At 72.0% G+C, this 16,085-nt stretch carries 17 protein-coding genes; 14 read left to right on the top strand and 3 right to left on the bottom strand.

Going from position 1 to position 16,085, the window contains the following annotated elements; all coding sequences use genetic code 11:
* Positions 1-26: 26 nt before the first annotated feature.
* A complete protein-coding gene (locus ACLQ20_RS22855; protein ID WP_425857655.1) occupies positions 27-452 on the bottom strand; it encodes a hypothetical protein in 426 nt (141 codons plus the stop codon).
* A 150-nt stretch (positions 453-602) separates the two neighbouring features.
* On the opposite strand from ACLQ20_RS22855, the gene ACLQ20_RS22850 reads away from it, so the two are divergent.
* The 5 genes from ACLQ20_RS22850 (at position 603) to ACLQ20_RS22830 (ending at position 5,023) form a co-directional block, all read left to right on the top strand.
* Positions 603-1,238, top strand: coding sequence for a DUF998 domain-containing protein (locus tag ACLQ20_RS22850; RefSeq protein ID WP_151455612.1), 636 nt, complete (start codon positions 603-605; stop codon positions 1,236-1,238).
* 42 nt (positions 1,239-1,280) lie between these two features.
* Complete coding sequence (locus tag ACLQ20_RS22845) at positions 1,281-1,652, top strand: YciI family protein (RefSeq protein ID WP_151455611.1); 372 nt, start codon at positions 1,281-1,283, stop codon at positions 1,650-1,652.
* A gap of 68 nt (positions 1,653-1,720) precedes the next feature.
* Positions 1,721-2,962, top strand: coding sequence for an RNA polymerase sigma factor (locus ACLQ20_RS22840; protein ID WP_425857654.1), 1,242 nt, complete (start codon positions 1,721-1,723; stop codon positions 2,960-2,962).
* A 41-nt stretch (positions 2,963-3,003) separates the two neighbouring features.
* On the top strand, positions 3,004-3,975 hold the full coding sequence (locus ACLQ20_RS22835) for a hypothetical protein (RefSeq protein ID WP_425857653.1): 972 nt from the start codon (positions 3,004-3,006) through the stop codon (positions 3,973-3,975).
* A 10-nt stretch (positions 3,976-3,985) separates the two neighbouring features.
* Positions 3,986-5,023 carry an aminotransferase class V-fold PLP-dependent enzyme gene (locus tag ACLQ20_RS22830; protein WP_425857652.1) on the top strand — a complete coding sequence of 346 codons (1,038 nt, stop codon included), beginning with the start codon at positions 3,986-3,988 and terminating at the stop codon, positions 5,021-5,023.
* Between the two features lie 42 nt (positions 5,024-5,065).
* Here ACLQ20_RS22830 and ACLQ20_RS22825 read toward each other — a convergent pair whose 3' ends face one another.
* Positions 5,066-5,926, bottom strand: a complete 861-nt coding sequence (locus ACLQ20_RS22825) for an SPFH domain-containing protein (protein ID WP_151455608.1) — start codon at positions 5,924-5,926, stop codon at positions 5,066-5,068.
* Between the two features lie 310 nt (positions 5,927-6,236).
* Here ACLQ20_RS22825 and ACLQ20_RS22820 point away from each other — a divergent pair, with 310 nt between their 5' ends.
* The 7 genes from ACLQ20_RS22820 to ACLQ20_RS22790 all read left to right on the top strand — a co-directional run bounded on the left by ACLQ20_RS22820 (position 6,237) and on the right by ACLQ20_RS22790 (position 12,218).
* Positions 6,237-6,998 (top strand): ABC transporter ATP-binding protein, encoded by a 762-nt coding sequence (locus ACLQ20_RS22820; protein WP_151455607.1) that lies wholly within the window; start codon positions 6,237-6,239, stop codon positions 6,996-6,998.
* Positions 6,985-7,677, top strand: coding sequence for an ABC transporter ATP-binding protein (locus ACLQ20_RS22815; protein WP_327027698.1), 693 nt, complete (start codon positions 6,985-6,987; stop codon positions 7,675-7,677). Before ACLQ20_RS22820 ends, ACLQ20_RS22815 begins: the two co-directional genes overlap by 14 nt.
* 40 nt (positions 7,678-7,717) lie before the next feature.
* Positions 7,718-8,977, top strand: coding sequence for an ABC transporter substrate-binding protein (locus tag ACLQ20_RS22810; protein WP_425857651.1), 1,260 nt, complete (start codon positions 7,718-7,720; stop codon positions 8,975-8,977).
* A 7-nt stretch (positions 8,978-8,984) separates the two neighbouring features.
* The gene (locus ACLQ20_RS22805; RefSeq protein ID WP_151455604.1) at positions 8,985-9,866 is read left to right on the top strand and encodes a branched-chain amino acid ABC transporter permease; all 882 of its coding nucleotides are present in this window, start codon (positions 8,985-8,987) and stop codon (positions 9,864-9,866) included.
* Positions 9,863-10,879 carry a branched-chain amino acid ABC transporter permease gene (locus ACLQ20_RS22800; RefSeq protein ID WP_121395353.1) on the top strand — a complete coding sequence of 339 codons (1,017 nt, stop codon included), beginning with the start codon at positions 9,863-9,865 and terminating at the stop codon, positions 10,877-10,879. The genes ACLQ20_RS22805 and ACLQ20_RS22800 overlap by 4 nt, the downstream gene beginning before the upstream one ends.
* Positions 10,880-10,928: 49 nt before the next feature.
* Positions 10,929-11,612, top strand: coding sequence for a transcriptional regulator (locus ACLQ20_RS22795; RefSeq protein ID WP_425857650.1), 684 nt, complete (start codon positions 10,929-10,931; stop codon positions 11,610-11,612).
* Positions 11,613-11,777: 165 nt separating this feature from the next.
* Positions 11,778-12,218: an ankyrin repeat domain-containing protein gene (locus ACLQ20_RS22790; RefSeq protein ID WP_425857649.1), complete on the top strand. Its 441-nt coding sequence runs from the start codon at positions 11,778-11,780 to the stop codon at positions 12,216-12,218.
* A gap of 106 nt (positions 12,219-12,324) precedes the next feature.
* Here ACLQ20_RS22790 and ACLQ20_RS22785 read toward each other — a convergent pair whose 3' ends face one another.
* Positions 12,325-12,915, bottom strand: a complete 591-nt coding sequence (locus ACLQ20_RS22785) for a hypothetical protein (protein WP_425857648.1) — start codon at positions 12,913-12,915, stop codon at positions 12,325-12,327.
* Positions 12,916-13,891: 976 nt separating this feature from the next.
* Here ACLQ20_RS22785 and ACLQ20_RS22780 point away from each other — a divergent pair.
* Positions 13,892-15,460 carry an MFS transporter gene (locus ACLQ20_RS22780; RefSeq protein ID WP_151456912.1) on the top strand — a complete coding sequence of 523 codons (1,569 nt, stop codon included), beginning with the start codon at positions 13,892-13,894 and terminating at the stop codon, positions 15,458-15,460.
* A gap of 11 nt (positions 15,461-15,471) precedes the next feature.
* On the top strand, positions 15,472-16,080 hold the full coding sequence (locus ACLQ20_RS22775; RefSeq protein ID WP_151456911.1) for a TetR/AcrR family transcriptional regulator: 609 nt from the start codon (positions 15,472-15,474) through the stop codon (positions 16,078-16,080).
* The last annotated feature ends 5 nt before the right edge of the window (positions 16,081-16,085 follow it).

The following is a 16,085-nucleotide window of genomic DNA, read 5'->3' as shown; positions in this document are numbered from 1 at the left end:
AGCCTGGCCGGCGGGGTGGGCCGGGGTCAGACCCGGGTCATGGTCGACGGGTAGCCGCCCCCGCCGGGGTAGACCCACTCGCCGGTGACCGTGGTGTCGTCGGCGCTGAACGTGCCCTCGTAGTACGCCGGGCTGCCCTTCGCGCCGCCCCAGATCGTCAGCTTGTCGCCGGTCAGCTCGTAGACGTAGTCGAGGGTGTTGCCGGTCGAGTCGTAGAACCGCGACACCACGTCCGCGCTCACCGGCTCGCCGAACGGGCGCAGGTTGCCGATCACCTCCAGGCCGGTGACGGGCTGGCCGAACTGGGTGAGCGCGACGCGCTGGAGCAGGAAGAACCGGCCCTCCATCCATTCGTACGTCACGGTTCCCTCGGCGCCGCCGGTGACCGTCCAGGTGCCGACCAGGCGGTCCAGGGCCGTCAGGGCGGCGCTCGGCTTAGGGGTTTCAGACATCTCGTCCTCCTTGATGGGTCGTTGCCGGTACCTCGGAGGCGGCCGGCAGGTCTCGACACGCGCCTGATGTGACCCCGATCACCGCCTGGCCGTGTCGAGATCCCTGGGCCGGCCACGAGGTAGCGGCAGGAACCCACCAGGGAGGAACCCATGGCCACCCTCGCCGCCCCCGCCGTCCGCCGCTCACCCGCCCGCCTGTTGCTCGCCGGCGCCCTCGCCGGACCGGTCTTCTTCGCCTCGGCCACCGCCCAGATGCTGACCCGGGAGGGCTTCGACATCACCCGGCACCCGATCAGCCAGCTCGCCACCGGCAGCCTCGGCTGGATCCAGATCACGACGTTCGTCCTCGCCGGCCTCGGCGGGCTGGCGCTGGCAGCCGGGATCAGCCGCACCCTCACCGAAGGGGTCGGCCGGCGCGCGCTGCCGATCCTCGTCGGGACCTTCGGCGCCGGCCTGGTCGCCGCCGGCCTGTTCACCATGGACCCGGAGAACGGCTTCCCGGCCGGCACCCCCGACGGGCCGGTCGACCGGATGTCCTGGCACAGCGTCGCGCACTCGGCCTCGGCCACCGTCGCCTTCACCGCGCTGGCCGTCGCCGCCACCGTGCTGGCCGTGCGGTGCGGGCGCCGCCGAGCCGTGCTGCCGGCCGTGCTGAGCGGCCTCGCCGCGCTCGTCCTGCTGCTGCCCATGTCGCCGGACCGGATGAGCATCCAGATCGCCGTGAACGGACTCGTCGCCTTCACCTGGACGACAGTCCTCGCCCTGTCCCTGCGCCGTCCCGCCTGACCCCACGTACCGTCGATCCAGGCCCGACCAGGAAGAGAACCCGTGAAATACCTGCTGCTCAGTTACACGCCGGCCGCCGCCTGGGACGGCGCGACCGCCGACGTCCCGTCCGAGGAGGCGATGGCCGCGTTCGCCGCATACCAGAGGTTCGAGCGGGAGCTGACCGAGACCGGCGAGCTCGTCGGCAGCGAGGGCCTCGGCCACCCCGTGGTCAGCGCCACCGTACGCCCGACCCCGGCCGGTGTGGTCGCCACCGACGGGCCGTTCGCCGAGCTGAAGGAGGTCCTGGCCAGCTTCGCCGTGATCGACGTGGCGAGTCGGGAACGGGCCGTCGAGATCGCCTCGCGGATCGTCGAGGCGCTGGGTGAGCCCATCGAGATCCGGCCGATCATGGGCGAGGACTTCACGGCATGACCCATCCGCGCCGGCCCGCACCCGTTGCGGGCGGAGGCCCGGGCGCGGGTACGAAGGGGGCCGCCGGCTTGCCCACGGACGTCGAGCACCTGCTGCGTACCGAGGCGCCGCAGGTGCTCGGCGCGCTGGTGCGGCGCTTCGGTCACTTCGACGTGGCCGAGGACGCGGTGCAGGAGGCACTGCTCGCCGCGAGCCGGGCGTGGCCGGTCGACGGCGTGCCGGAGAACCCGCGCAGCTGGCTGATCCGGATCGGCTACCGGCGGATGGTCGACCTGCTCCGCTCCGAGGGGGCCCGGCGCCGACGCGAGCGGGAAGCCGGAACAGCCGAACTGGCCATGCGGGAACCCGCCCGGCTGGCCTCCCCTCCGCCGGAGACCGACGACAGCCTCACCCTGCTGCTGCTCTGCTGCCACCCGGCGCTGAGCAGCAGCTCCCAGGTGGCGCTCACGCTGCGCGCGGTGGGGGGTCTGACGACCGCCGAGATCGCACACGCCCACGGGACGACCGAGGGCACCATGGGCACCCGGATCAGCCGCGCCAAACAGCAACTTGCCCGTGCCGGCGCCCGCTTCACCCCGCCGACCGACGCCGACCGGCACGACCGGGTGACCGCGGTGACGCGGGTTCTCTACCTGATCTTCAACGAGGGCTACACGGCCTCCGCCGGGGCCGAACTCGCCCGCGTGGACCTGACCCGCGAGGCGATCCGGCTGGCCCGGATGCTCCACGCCAGCCTGCCTGACGACGCCGAGGCCGCCGGCCTGCTCGCGCTGATGCTGCTCACCGAGTCGCGGCGCGCGGCCCGCACCGGTCGTGACGACGAGCTGGTGCCGCTGGACGAGCAGGACCGGACCCGGTGGAACCCCGACCTCATCCGGGAGGGCACCGCGCTGATCGACAGCGTCTGGAACCGGCGTGAGGTGGGCCCCTACCAGTTGCAGGCGGCGATCGCGGCCGTGCACGCCGACGCCGGGTCGCCGGAGAACACCGACTGGCCGCAGATCGCGGCGCTCTACCTGTGGCTCGAACGACTGCACCCCACCGCGCCGGTACGGCTGAGCCGGGTGGTCGCGGTGGCCCGGGCGTACGGGCCGGCCCGGGGGCTGGCCCTGCTCGACGACCTCAACCGGCGCTTCGGGCTCGACCGGGAACCGCTGACCCGGCAACGGGAACGCGCGGTGCGCGCCCACCTGCTCGAGACGACCGGCGACGCGCAAGGCGCGGCGACGCGGTACCGCGAGGCGGCCGCCCTGACGGCGAACCAGGTCGAGCGGCGGTACCTGCTCCACCGCGCCGACCGCCTCGACTGACGATCGAGCGGGGCCGCGGCGGATGCGGCATGATCGCGGGCATGACCGTGCCCGCCGGGGAGGCCGTCGCGAGCCCGCTGCGGGTCCGCGACCTGGTGCCGGACTTCCTGGCGTACGCGAGCCGCGCCGCGCACGTCCCCCGGCAGCGGTGGGCGGAGCTGTGGCGGACGCACTACCTGGCACCCCACCGCGACCTGTACGCGGCGCTGGACCGCCGGGGCGACTGGTCCGGGGTGGACGACCTCGAAGGTGTCCTGGAGCGGCTGCACGGGCGGGAGGCGGTGTTCGCCGCGCGCGCGGAGCGGCTCGCCGCGTTGCTCCCCGCCACCGTCGCCGGGGTGGGTCGGGCGATGGGCTGGCCCGGCGACGGGGATCCGCTCGACTGCGTCCTGCTGGTCGGGCTGGAACAGGCCAACGGCTGGGCGGACGAGTTCCGGGGCCGCTTCGCCCTGTTCCTCGCCGTCGAGCGGCTCGGCGAGCCGGAGCACGACGAGCTGCTGGTCCGGCACGAGGTGGCGCACGTGGTGCACGACCGGCTGGCCCGCATCCGGGACTGGCCGGAGCACGGGGTCGCCCACGCGCTGCTCACCGAGGGGCTGGCCACCCAGGTGACGGCCGAGCTGGACCCGCGACGGCCGGACGACGAGTACCTCTGGATGGGCGCCACCCACCGGCGGTGGCTCGCCGACTGCCGGCGCCGCTGGCCGGAGATCCTGCACCGGATCGCCGCCGACGTGGACGCCACCGACCTCGACCGGTACGCCGCCTGGTTCCTCATGCGCGACAGCGCCCACCGGGGCGACCTGCCGCGCCGCTGCGGCTACCTCGTCGGCCTGGAACTGGTCCGGCTCCTGCGCGAGCGCCACCCGCTGCACGAGATCGCCGCCTGGGACCTCGACCGGGGGCGCGACGAGGTGCGACGGGTCTGCGCGCCCTGCGCGCGGCGACCTGAACCAGCACCCGGGGCCGCGAGCGCGGGATTGGCCATCCCGGTACGCGGCGCGGGTGGCTAGCGTCGGTGAGGTGGAGATCGCAGAGGCGCAGAAGTTGTGGCAGCCGCAGCCGGGTTGGCTGAACACCGCCAGCTTCGGGCTCCCGCCCGATCCGGTGTGGGACGCGGTGCAGGAGGCGTTGACCGACTGGCGGGCCGGGCGCACGTCGTGGGAGGGCTGGGGCCAGGCCACCGAGCGGTCGCGGGCCGCCTTCGCCGGCCTGGTCGGGGTGCCGGTCGCCGACGTCACGGTCGGCAGCACGGTCTCGCAGCTGCTGGCCCCGGTCGCCGCGGCCCTGCCCGCCGGCGCGACCGTCGTGGTGCCGGAGGTCGAGTTCACCTCCAACCTCTTCCCGTGGCTGGTGCAGGTCGAGCGGGGCGTGCGGGTGCGCACCGTGCCGCTGGCCGGGCTCGTCGACGCGATCGACGCCGACACCGACCTGGTCGCGTTCAGCCTGGTGCAGTCGGCCGACGGCGCGATCGCCCCGTACGCCGAGGTGGTCGCGGCGGCCCGGGCGCACGGCGCGTTCGTCGCGGTCGACGCCACCCAGGCGTGCGGCTGGCTGCCGTTCGACGCGAGCCTCGCCGACCTGGTCGCGGTCGGCGCGTACAAGTGGCTGATGGCCCCGCGCGGCTCCGCGTTCGCCTACCTGGCGCCCGCGCTGCGGGAGCGGCTGCGCCCCGACGCCGCCGGCTGGTACGCGGGGGACGACCCGCACGCCTCCTACTACGGCCCGCCGCTGCGCCTGGCCGGCGACGCGCGCCGGTTCGACATCTCGCCGGCGTGGTTCAGCTGGGTCGGCACGGCCCCCGCACTGGAACTGCTCGCCGAGATCGGCGTGCCGGCCGTGCGCGCGCACGACGTCGCCCTGGCCAACCGGTTCCTCGCCGGGCTGGGCCGGCCGCCGGGGGAGAGCGCGATCGTCGCGGTGGAGGTGCCGGGCGCGGCGGAGCGGCTGGAGCGGGCCGGCGTCCGGGCGGCGGTCCGTGCCGGCCGGGTGCGGGCGTCCTTCCACGTCTATTCCACGGCGGCCGACGTCGACCTCGCCCTGGACGCGCTCACCGGCTGAAGCCGGGGCGCGGCCAAGGGCGGGGTCGACGCCGGCCGACCGTCACTTGGCGCCGGTGACGATTCCGGGGTTGATGCAGAGGCCGGGGTTGCTGCCGTTGCGCTCGGCGATCTCCAGGCACCGCGACACCTTGTCGACCTTCGCGTTGGTCTCGGTGATCTGCTTCTGGATGGCGGCGTTCTTCCGGTCCTGCTCCAGGTTGCGGGTCTGGGCGAGCTTGTCCTGGAAGGCCTTGATGTTGCCCTCGGTCTTGTCGTCGTGGTTGACCCGGGTGATCGTCACCGACAGGATGTCGACGTCGCTGGCGAGCCGCGACTCGGCGCTGGTCTTGATGCTCTCGGCGAAGGGCTTCAGGTCCACGTTCAGGCTGCCGGTGTTCGAGTCGATCTTCTCCAGCGGGTTGTAGGTGGCGAAGGCGTCGTTGACGGCGCTGTCGAGCTGCACGCCCACCCGCTGGCCCCGGAAGCTGTCGAAGTCGCCCTTGTAGTCCATGAACTGCTTGGGCGCGTTCTCCGGCTTGACCTGCCACTCGACGAGCACCTCGACGCAGGCGTCGGCGAGGGTGCCGGTGCGGACCCGGACGCAGTGGTCGCCGCCGATGTGGTCGTACTTCTGCCGGCCGGCGTCCCACTCGCCGACCTTCTGCCAGGGTGCCACCCACTTCAGGCCGGAGCCGGTGACCTTCCCCGTCGGCTTGCCGAAGCTGGTGACGATGCCGACCGAACGGATCGGCACGGAGTGGGCGCTGGAACCGATGGTGAACACGACCGCGCCGACGAGGCAGGCGACCGCAGCCAGGGTGGCGGTCCCCTTCGTCGACGCCTTCGAGGCGGCGAGCGCCAGCAGGCCGGAGATCGCCAGGCCGACGGCGAAGATGATCGCAACAGTGAAGCCGAAGGGCATTTCGCTCGGCACCTTTCGCGGGTGGGGGCCATCACCCTAGGAGCACCGGTCAAGGCGAAGCGCAGGTGGGGCGCGGCCGTGGCGCGCCCACATGACGTGGTACGCCGTGGCTCGACAGTCACCGCCGTCGATGCCGGCGGGCGTGGTGGCCGGGCGGCGGGGTGGAGTTCCCGCACGGTCGGGCGTCCCGGAATGTGGCTGCCATCGACATAGTTCGACATCGCAGCATCGCCGTAGGTTTCCAGCACACGACGGCCATGTGACCCCGGTCACCGATTCGGTCGTCGCCGGACCTACGAAGGAGTAGGCGATGGCCGGGCAAGCGCTCCTGTCGGCCCGCGGGCTGACCCGTGACTTCCGGGGTTTCCGGGCGGTCGACGGGGTCGACCTCGACATCGCGGCGGACAGCGTCCACGCGCTCGTCGGCCCGAACGGCGCCGGGAAGACCACCCTGTTCAACCTGCTCACCGGCTTCCTGCGGCCCAGCGGCGGGCGCATCGAGCTGGCCGGCCGCGACGTGACCGGGCTGCCCCCCGAGCGGGTCGCCCGGCTCGGCGTGGCCCGGTCGTTCCAGATCACCAGCCTCTTCCCGCAGCTCTCCGCGCGGGAGCACGTCGAGTTGGCGCTGCAGAGCCCGAGCGGGCTGGGCTGGCGGTTCTGGCGCTCGGCGAAGCTGATGCGCCGCTACACCGACCGGGCCGGCGAGCTGCTCGACATGGTCGGGCTGGCCGAGCTGTCCGAGGCCCCCGCCGAGGCGCTGGCGTACGGGCGCAAGCGGGCGCTGGAGCTGGCCATCGCCCTCGCCCTGGACCCGAAGGTGCTGCTGCTCGACGAGCCGACCGCCGGGATGGGCCTGGAGGACGTCGACCGCACCGTCGAGCTGGTCTCACGGGTCCGGCGGGGCCGGACGGTGGTGCTGGTCGAGCACAACATGAGCGTCGTCGGGCGGCTCGCCGACACCGTCACCGTCCTGCAGGCCGGCAAGGTCCTCGTCGAGGGCCCGTACGAGCAGGTGCGCGCCGACGAGCGCGTGATCACCGCCTACCTGGGAGCCGCCGATGCTGCGCATTGAGAACCTGTCCGCCTGGTACGGCGAGGCGCAGGTGCTGCGGGAGGTCAGCCTGGACGTCGCCGCCGGCGAGGTGGTCACCCTCGTCGGGCGCAACGGCGCCGGCAAGTCCACCCTGCTGCGCTGTGTGATGGGCCTGCACGCCGGCCAGCGCGGCCGGATCGAGCTGGACGGGCGGGACGTCGGGAGGCTGCCCGCGTACCGGCGGGCGCGGCTCGGGCTCGGCTGGGTCCCCGACGACCGGGGCAGCTACGCCACGCTGAGCGTGACGGAGAACCTCACCCTGCCGCCGACCGTCGGGCCCGACCCGTGGTCGCTGGAGCGCGTGTACGAGGCGTTCCCCGCCCTGCACCAGCGGCGGGACTCGGCCGCCACCATGCTCTCCGGCGGCGAGCAGCAGATGCTCGCGCTGGCCCGGGTGCTGCGGATGGGCGCCCGGCTGCTGCTCTGCGACGAACCGACCGAGGGGCTCTCGCCGCTGCTCGTGCAGCAGGTCGGTGACCTCCTGCGCGAGGCCAAACGGCACGGGGTGACCGTGTTGCTGGTCGAACAGAACCTGCACTTCGCCACCGGCGTCGCCGACCGGCACTACCTGCTGGCCGAGGGACGCGTCGTGGAGGCGATGGACAACTCCGAGGTGCGCTCCCGGGAACGGGAGCTGCTGTCGTACCTCGGCATCTGAATTCCGATTCGACGACCCGCGCGGCGCGCGGGGTGGAGGGATGGGCATGCGTAGGACGGTGGGTGTGGCCGCCGCTTCGGCGGCGGTGATGGTGCTGGTCGCGGGCTGCGGCGGCGGTGGTCCCCAGTCGGGCGGCGACCAGAAGCTGACCGGGGGCAAGATCGTGCTGGGCGTGCTGAACGACCAGTCCGGCGCGTACTCCGAGCTGTCCGGCAAGAACTCGGTCAAGGCCGTGGAGATGGCCATCGCCGACTTCAAGGCGAAGCACGGCGACAAGGCGGTGACCGGCGACATCACCGTGGAGACCGCCGACCACCAGAACAAGCCGGACATCGCCAACAGCAAGGCCCAGGAGATGTACGACCGCCAGGGCGTCGACCTGATCCTCGACGTGCCCACCTCGTCGGCGGCGCTGCGGGTGGCCGACGTGGCGAAGGAGAAGAAGAAGCTCTACTTCAACATCGGCGCCGCGACCACCGACCTGACCGGCAAGAGCTGCAACAAGTACACGTTCCACTACGCGTACGACACCTACATGCTGGCCAACGGAACGGGCAAGGTCACCACCGAGCAGGTCGGCAAGAACTGGTACATCCTCTACCCGAACTACGCCTTCGGCCAGGACATGGAGAAGAGCTTCACCACCGCCATCACCGCCGCCGGCGGGCAGGTCGTCGGCAAGGACGGGGCGCCGTTCCCGAACACCAGCGGCGACTTCTCCACCTTCCTGCTCAAGGCGCCGACGCTCAACCCGAAGCCGCAGGTGCTCGGCACCATGCAGGCCGGCGCGGAGCTGGTCAACGTGGTCAAGCAGTACAACGAGTTCAAGCTGCGCGACAAGGGCGTCGGGCTGGCGGTCGGCCTGATGTTCATCACCGACATCCACTCGCTCACCCCGGCCGCGCTCGCCGGTACCACCTACACCGACGCCTGGTACTGGAACTCCGACCAGCAGAACCGCGAGTTCGCCGACCGGTTCCAGAAGGAGACCGGCACCCGGCCGTCCTTCGCGCACGCGGCCAACTACTCCGCCGCGACGCAGTACCTGGAGGCCGCGCAGGCCGCCGGCACCGACGACGCCGACGCGATCGTCAAGGAGCTGGAGGGCAAGGAGGTCAACGACGTCTTCCTGCGCAACGGCAAGTTCCGCGCCGAGGACCACCGGGTCATCCACGACGCCTACCTCGCTCAGGTGAAGCCGCAGTCCGAGGTCAGTGAGCCGTGGGACTACGTCAAGGTTCTCAAGACCATCCCCGCCGCCGAGGCGTTCCGCGCCCCGTCGGCGGACTGCAAGATGTGACCAGGGCATGACCAGCTTCCTGCAGAACACGTTCAACGGGTTGGTGAGCGGGGCGTTCTACGCCCTGCTCGCCCTCGGGCTCGCGGTCATCTTCGGGATGCTGCGGGTCGTGAACTTCGCCCACGGGGCGTTCTACATGTTCGGCGCGTTCGGCGCGTACGTCCTGCTCACCGAGGCGGGCGTGCCGTTCTGGGCGGCGTTGGTGATCATGCCGGTGGGGCTGGCCCTGGTCGGCATGGCCCTGGAACGGGCCTTCATCCACCGGCTCACCCGGCTCGACCCGCTCTACAACTTCCTGCTCACCTTCGGCCTGACGCTCATCCTCCAGGACCTGGTGAAGCTCCGCTACGGCGTGCAGTCCAGCCCGTACGAGACCCCGTCCGCGCTGAGCGGGTCGGTCGACTTCGGGCTCTTCGACTTCCCCACCTACCGCGTCTTCATCCTCGGCTTCGCGCTCGCCGTCTGCGCCGTCGTCTGGTGGGTGCTCACCCGCACCCGGATCGGCATGGTGGTCCGGGCGTCGACCGAGCGGCCCGAGCTGACCCGGGCGTTCGGCATCGACGTCGGGCGCTGGGTCACCCCGGTCTTCGGCTTCGGCATCGGCCTCGCCGGGCTGGCCGGGGTGCTGGCCGCGCCGATGCGGGCCGTGAACCCGCTGATGGGCGCCGACCTGATCATCGTGGTCTTCGCGGTGGTGGTGATCGGCGGGCTGGGCTCGATCTTCGGGTCCGTCGCCGCCGGCTTCGGCATCGGCCTGGTGCAGGCGTGGGGCGAGGCGTACCTGTCCGACTTCCCGATCGTGTCGCAGACGATCGTCTTCATCGTGATGGCCGTCGTGCTGCTCTGGCGCCCGGCCGGGCTGTTCGGCCGTGAGGAGGCACCGGCATGACGAGCACCGTCGACACCGAGACCGACGCCGGTCGCCCGGCGCCGAGGTCCGGGCTGGTCGCCGTGACCCGGGCCCCCGGCTGGGTCCGGTACGCGCTGCTCGCCGTCGGGCTGCTGGTGGCGTTCTGGCTGCCCAACGGGCTCTACCCGGCGGTGGCGGTGGACATCCTCTGCTGGGCGTTGTTCGCCGTCGCCGTGGACCTGCTGCTCGGCTTCACCGGGCTGATGTCCTTCGGGCACGCGGCCTTCTGGGGCGCCTCCGCGTACGTCACCGGGTTGACGGCCATCCACCTCGGCCTGCCGTTCCCGGCGGCCGTGCTGGCCGGGGCGCTCGCGGCGGCCGTGCTCGCCGTGCCGATCGGCTACCTGGCGGTGAAGCGGACGGGCATCTACTTCGCCATGGTCACCCTGGCGTTCGCGCAGATGGTCTACTACGTCGCCAACGAGTGGCGCTCGGTCACCCGCGGCGAGAACGGCCTCCAGGGCGTGCCCCGCGAGTTGTTCGGGCTGGACCTGACCGACGACTACTACTTCTACTACGCGATCCTGCCGATCGTGCTGCTCGGGCTGGCCGCCGCCTGGCGGATCGTGCACTCGCCCTTCGGGCGGGTGCTGGTCGGCATCCGCGACAACCCGGCCCGCGCCCGCGCGCTCGGCTACCCCGTGCACCGCTACAAGCTGACCGCGTTCGTGCTGTCGGGCTTCATCGCCGGGCTCGGCGGCGGGCTGTTCGCCGTCGGCCACCGCTTCGTCTCCCTCGACGTGCTGCACTGGACCACCTCCGGCAAGGCGGTCATCGTGGTGGTGCTCGGCGGCATCGGCACGCTCTGGGGCGGGGTGCTCGGCGCGGGCATCCTGGTCCGCCTGGAGGACTGGCTGTCGTTCTCCGGGTTCGAGGCGATCGGCCTGGTCACCGGCGGGATCTTCGTCCTCGTCGTCCTGGTGTTCCGGCGCGGCATCTGGGGCAGCGCCGCCGCCCTGGCGACGCGCTGGGCGGCATCCCGCCGCCGGTAGTCGCACCCGGGCGCATCCATCCGCGGCCCTCCCGACGTACCCCCGGGTAGTGAACGTCTACCCGGGGGTACGTCTGGTGCTGACAGATCCCATGCCGGTCGGGGCCGTCGAGACCGCGCGCAAGCAGTTGTCGCTGGCCGCCGAGGACCTCGACGCCAACCGGGTCGCCGCGCTCGTCGTAGAGGTGGCCGACGAGTGGGGCACGGCGGCGCTGTGGGAACAGGTCTGCGTGCCGATGCTGGCCGCGCTGCCCGGGCACACCGCCATCGAGGTCGCCGTCGAGCACGCCCTCGCCGAGGGCGTCCGCGTCGGCCTGGACGTGTTCCGGCGCGTACCGGGTCGCCCGCTGCCCACCGGCGGCGTGCTGCTGGCCGGCGCGGAGCAGGAGACGCACTGCCTCGGCCTGCACGCGCTGGCCGCCGCGCTGCGCGAGCGGTCCCGGGGGAGCCTGCTGCTCGGGCCGGCACTGCCGTGGACGGCGCTCGCCAGCGCCGCCCGTCGGGTCCGCCCGCGCACCGTCGTGCTCTGGGCGCAGACGCCGGTCACCGGCCGCGCGTACCGCCTGGTGCGCTTCGCCCGCGACTTCCCGGCGATCCGGGTGTACGGCGCCGGCCCGGGCTGGATCGAGCCGCTCGGCGCACCGGCGACCCGACTGTCCACGCTGCCCGCCGCCGTCACCGCATGCGCCGCGCCGCCGTCCCCGCCTGTGCCGCGCCGCTCCTGCCTGCCCTGACGGAAACGTGGGGGTAACGAACGGTAGGAGCGTCCGCTCTGGCTTCCCACCAGTCCGCCCGCGGCTTTCGGCCGCCGTCCGCCTGACGCCCAGCGTGCGTTTCATAAGCCGGTTCAGGGCCACTCGTTGATCGCGGTGCCTGGGCGCACTACCTACGCTGGGCACGTGAACCTGCGACAGCGGAAGAAGCGCACGAAGCGACTGATGGAGGCAGTGCGACGCGAAGACGCCGCAGCCGTGAGCGGTCTCCTTCGCGCCGGTGCGGACCCCAACGTTCCCGACCGTGACCGCACCCTTCCGCTGTATCAGGCATCCGTCAACGGCTCGGCTGAACTCGTGCGGGTACTCCTGGCAGCCGGCGCGGTACCCGACACCGAGAGCGGAGGTGACATGGAGGGAACGCCCCTATGCGCTGCCGCGGCCTGGGGATACAACACCGTCGTACACCTACTCCTCGTCCACGGTGCAGACCCGAATCTGCGCGAAGGCCAAGGAACCGGCTACTCACCACTGGATTGGGCGCTACGCGGCGATCATTCACAGGCGGCCGGCCTACTCCTGGCCGCAGGCGCGAAGCGCGCTGCTCATACCGACGCTGACATCTGAAACACGACCTGGCCCTTTCGCCGATGGCCGGCGGTGGACGTGCCGCTGGCCGGCACCCCGTGTTCGGGTGCCGGCCAACGATCCCCCTTGTGGTGGAAAGTCTGTGTCAGCTGTTCCAGTGCTCGGCGACCAGGTCGGCGGCCTGCTGCTCCCACTGGGCGTAGTGGTCGGGGTACGCCGACACCTGCACGGTCTGCGCGGCCTTCGTCAGCGGCATGTCCTGCCACCCGTCGACCTGCTTCAGACCCTTCAGGAACGCCGTCGTCGAGTACTCCGGATCGGTGATCTGCTCCACCGTGCCCCACCCACTGGACGGGCGCTGCTGGAACAGGCCCTGCGAGTCATGGTCGTTGCGGTCACCCAGATGACCCAGGTTCTCCAGCTTCGACTCCTGCAACGCCGTCGCGATCGACACCACGGCGGCGCGCTCGTCCATGCCGGCCTTCTTCGTCGCGGCGATGATGGCCTTGACGTTGGCGACCTGCTCGTCGGACAGGTCGACGTGCGACTGGGCGCCCTGCACACCGTGCGGGATCAGCTTGGCCTTGTCGACCGACGGCTTGTCGGCCTGCACGACTGCCACCGGCGTCGACTCCACCGACGGGGCCGCCTGCGCGGTCGCGGGACCGGCGAACACGCCACCGGCGAACGCGAGACCAGCGACACCGAGAACGCTCTTACGAATGATCGTGTTCATCAGAAACGCTCCATTCGGGGGTTGGCACCCACACCGAGGGGGGATCGGCTTCACGCGGGTGCAAGCACCGTCGGCGCTCATGCGAACTCAAGAAGGCTCATGCGAACTCAAGGAGGCTCCGGCGAAACCTGGAGGGAATCTCCGACGATCAAGCCAGAGGAAAGACCAGAGAAAAGATCAGATCGGCCGTACCAGCCGGATGTTCAACCCGTGCGGGCCGAAGAGCGGGGCGGGGCTGTCGTGCGGGGCGGGGGACGCCCTCACGTCGGCCGGACCATGTGTAACCACCGCCGGCCCGCCATCATTCCGGGGGCCCCGGGCCCGCCATCCCATCGGGGCGGCGTGACCTCGGCGGCGTGGCCTTACTCGGTCGTACGCGGGGTGTAACGACCCCGCCCCCGCCACGATTCCGCCCCCACGATGCCCCCGGTCACACCCACGAACCGCACACCCGGCACCATCACGCCACCCACCGACGACCCACCCGCCCAAGCCGCACCGGACAGCACAAACGAACCCGGACACCGGTTCACAAACGGGTCCACCGGGTCCACGGGTCACCCGGTCCGCTGGAGATCTTGGTAGAAGACGGCCCCTGGAGGGGCAGTTTCTCACCAAGATCTCCGGGAGGAGCCGGACGGACGGACGCGAGAGTAGGCACCGACGCGCCGTGCCCGGCGCAGGGATCAAGCCTGACCGCCCGGAGCCGGGCACGGCGGGCCACACCCCCACCACGACGCACCGCCACGCCCGTAACGACCCAAGGCCCCAAACACCCAAAGCCCCAAACACCCAAGGCCCCAGCCCCCAACCCACCCCCGAGCCCGCCGAAGCAGCACCCGGAAAGAGGACACGAGTGACCGCCGCCACATAAGATACGAACCGGTTCCGTATCGATAATCGCCCGCCTACGCTGACACCGCCGAATTACGAGTCTGGCCCGTATCGAAACGGGGTCCGGGGGGAGAACGCGAAGATGCCACCGCACGAGCACACGGGACACCCGAGGAGGTGGGCGATCCTCGGGGTGCTGGTGATCAGCCTGCTCGTGGTCGTCCTGGACAACACGATCCTCAACGTCGCGCTGCGGACTCTCGCCGACCCGGTGCACGGCCTCGGCGCGAGTCAGGCCGAGCTGGAGTGGTCGATCAACTCCTACACGCTGGTCTTCGCCGGTCTGCTGTTCACCTTCGGCGTGCTCGGTGACCGCGCCGGGCGTAAGCGCTTCCTGCTGATCGGCCTGGTGCTCTTCGGGCTGGCGTCGCTGCTGTCAGCGTACGCGCAGAGCCCCGCGCAACTCGTCGCGGCCCGCGCGCTGATGGGCGTGGGTGGCGCGGCCATCATGCCGGTCACGCTCTCGATCATCTCCAACGTCTTCGATCCCCGGGAGCGGGGCCGGGCGATCGGCGTCTGGGCCGGCGCGGTCGGCCTGGCCGTGGCCATCGGCCCGATCCTCGGCGGTGCGCTGCTGGAGCACTACTGGTGGGGCTCGGTCTTCCTGATCAACGTGCCGGTGGTGGTGCTCGGCGTGGTGCTGGTGGCGCTGCTCGTGCCGGAGTCGCGGGACCCGGATCCGGGCCGCGTCGACGTCGTCGGCGTGCTGCTGTCGGTGGTGGGGCTCGTCGCGTTGACCTACGGCATCATCGACGGCGGCGAGCACGGCTTCGGCCGCCCGCTGGTCTGGGTCGCGATCCTCGGCGGCCTGGCGGTGCTGGCCTGGTTCGTCGCGTACGAGCGGCGCAGCGACCACCCGTCGCTGGACGTGCGGCTGTTCCGGGTGCCGCGCTTCGCCGCGCCGGTGGCCATCGTCGGGCTGATCTTCTTCGCCGCGATGGGCGTCATGTTCTTCACCTCGTTCTACCTGCAACTGGTGCGCGGCTACAGCCCGCTGGAGACCGGCCTGCTCTTCCTGCCCTTCGCGGCGGCCCAGCTCATCTTCGCCCCGGCCAGCGCGGCGATGGTCCGCCGGTACGGCGGCAAGGCCGTCGCGGCGGTCGGGCTGGCGCTGACCGTGGTCGCGCTCGGCGCGTTCGCGTTCGTCGACGCGACCACCCCGATCTGGGTGGTGCTTGTCGTCTTCTTCCTCCAGGGCACCGGGATGGCCAACATCATGCCGCCGGCCACGGAGTCCATCATGTCCGCGCTGCCCCGGGAGAAGGCCGGCGTCGGCTCGGCGGTCAGCAACACGGTCCGGCAGGTGGCCGGCGCGCTCGGCGTGGCGGTGCTCGGGTCGGTGCTCTCCGCGGTCTACCGCGCCGACGTCGACCCCGCCCTGCGGGACCTGCCCGCCGGGGCGCGCGAGGCGGCCGGCGAGTCCATCTCCGGCGCGTACGCCGCAGCGGGTCAGCTCGGGCCGGCGGCGCCGCAGCTGATCGCGGTCGCCGACGACGCCTTCCTGGCCGCGATGCACTGGGCGGCGGGTCTCGCCGCCGCGATCGCCGCGCTCGGCATCCTCGTGGTGCTGCGCTGGATGCCCGGCCGCTCCGCCGAGGCGGCGGGGAGGCCGGCACCGGTGGGGGAACCCGAGTTGGCCGGGACCGCCTAGCTTCGGGAACAATGTCCGACATGACTTCCACCGCCGACGCTCCTCGGCCGCCCGGGCGGCCGAGGAGCGTCCGCGCGGACGAGGCGATCGTCGAGGCCGCCCTCGACCTGCTCGCCGACGGCAGCACGATCGAGGCGATCTCGATCGAGGCGATCGCCGCCCGCGCCGGGGTCGGCAAGGCCACCATCTACCGTCGCTGGCCGGGCAAGGACGCGCTGCTGCGCGACGCCCTGCGTACGCTCAAGGGCACCCCGCCGGAGCCCGCCGGCCAATCGGTCCGTGACGACCTGATCCTGCTGGTCGGCGCGGTCGGCAACCACATCGACCCGCGGGCGGCGCGGATCATGCCCTGCCTGGTGCCGGAGGTCAACCGCAGCCCCGAGCAGTACCAGCTCTACCAGAACATCATCGAGCCGCGGCGGGAGATGATGCGCGAGGTGCTGCGGCGCGGGATGCGCTCCGGCGAGCTGCGCGCGGACCTCGACGTCGAGGTGGTCATGGCGATGCTGACCGGCCCGATGCTGGTGCAGCGCGTCATGCGCTGGCACCCCGACCTCGACGAGGCGACCCTGCCGCAGCGCATCGTCGACGGCGTCCTGGACGGCATCCGCGCCCGCTGACCGTG

This window comes from Micromonospora sp. DT46 (genome assembly GCF_049841735.1).
Lineage (GTDB): Bacteria > Actinomycetota > Actinomycetes > Mycobacteriales > Micromonosporaceae > Micromonospora > Micromonospora reichwaldensis.
The sequence above is the reverse complement of the archived record's forward strand: the minus strand, read 5'-3'. Positions and strand labels throughout refer to the sequence as shown.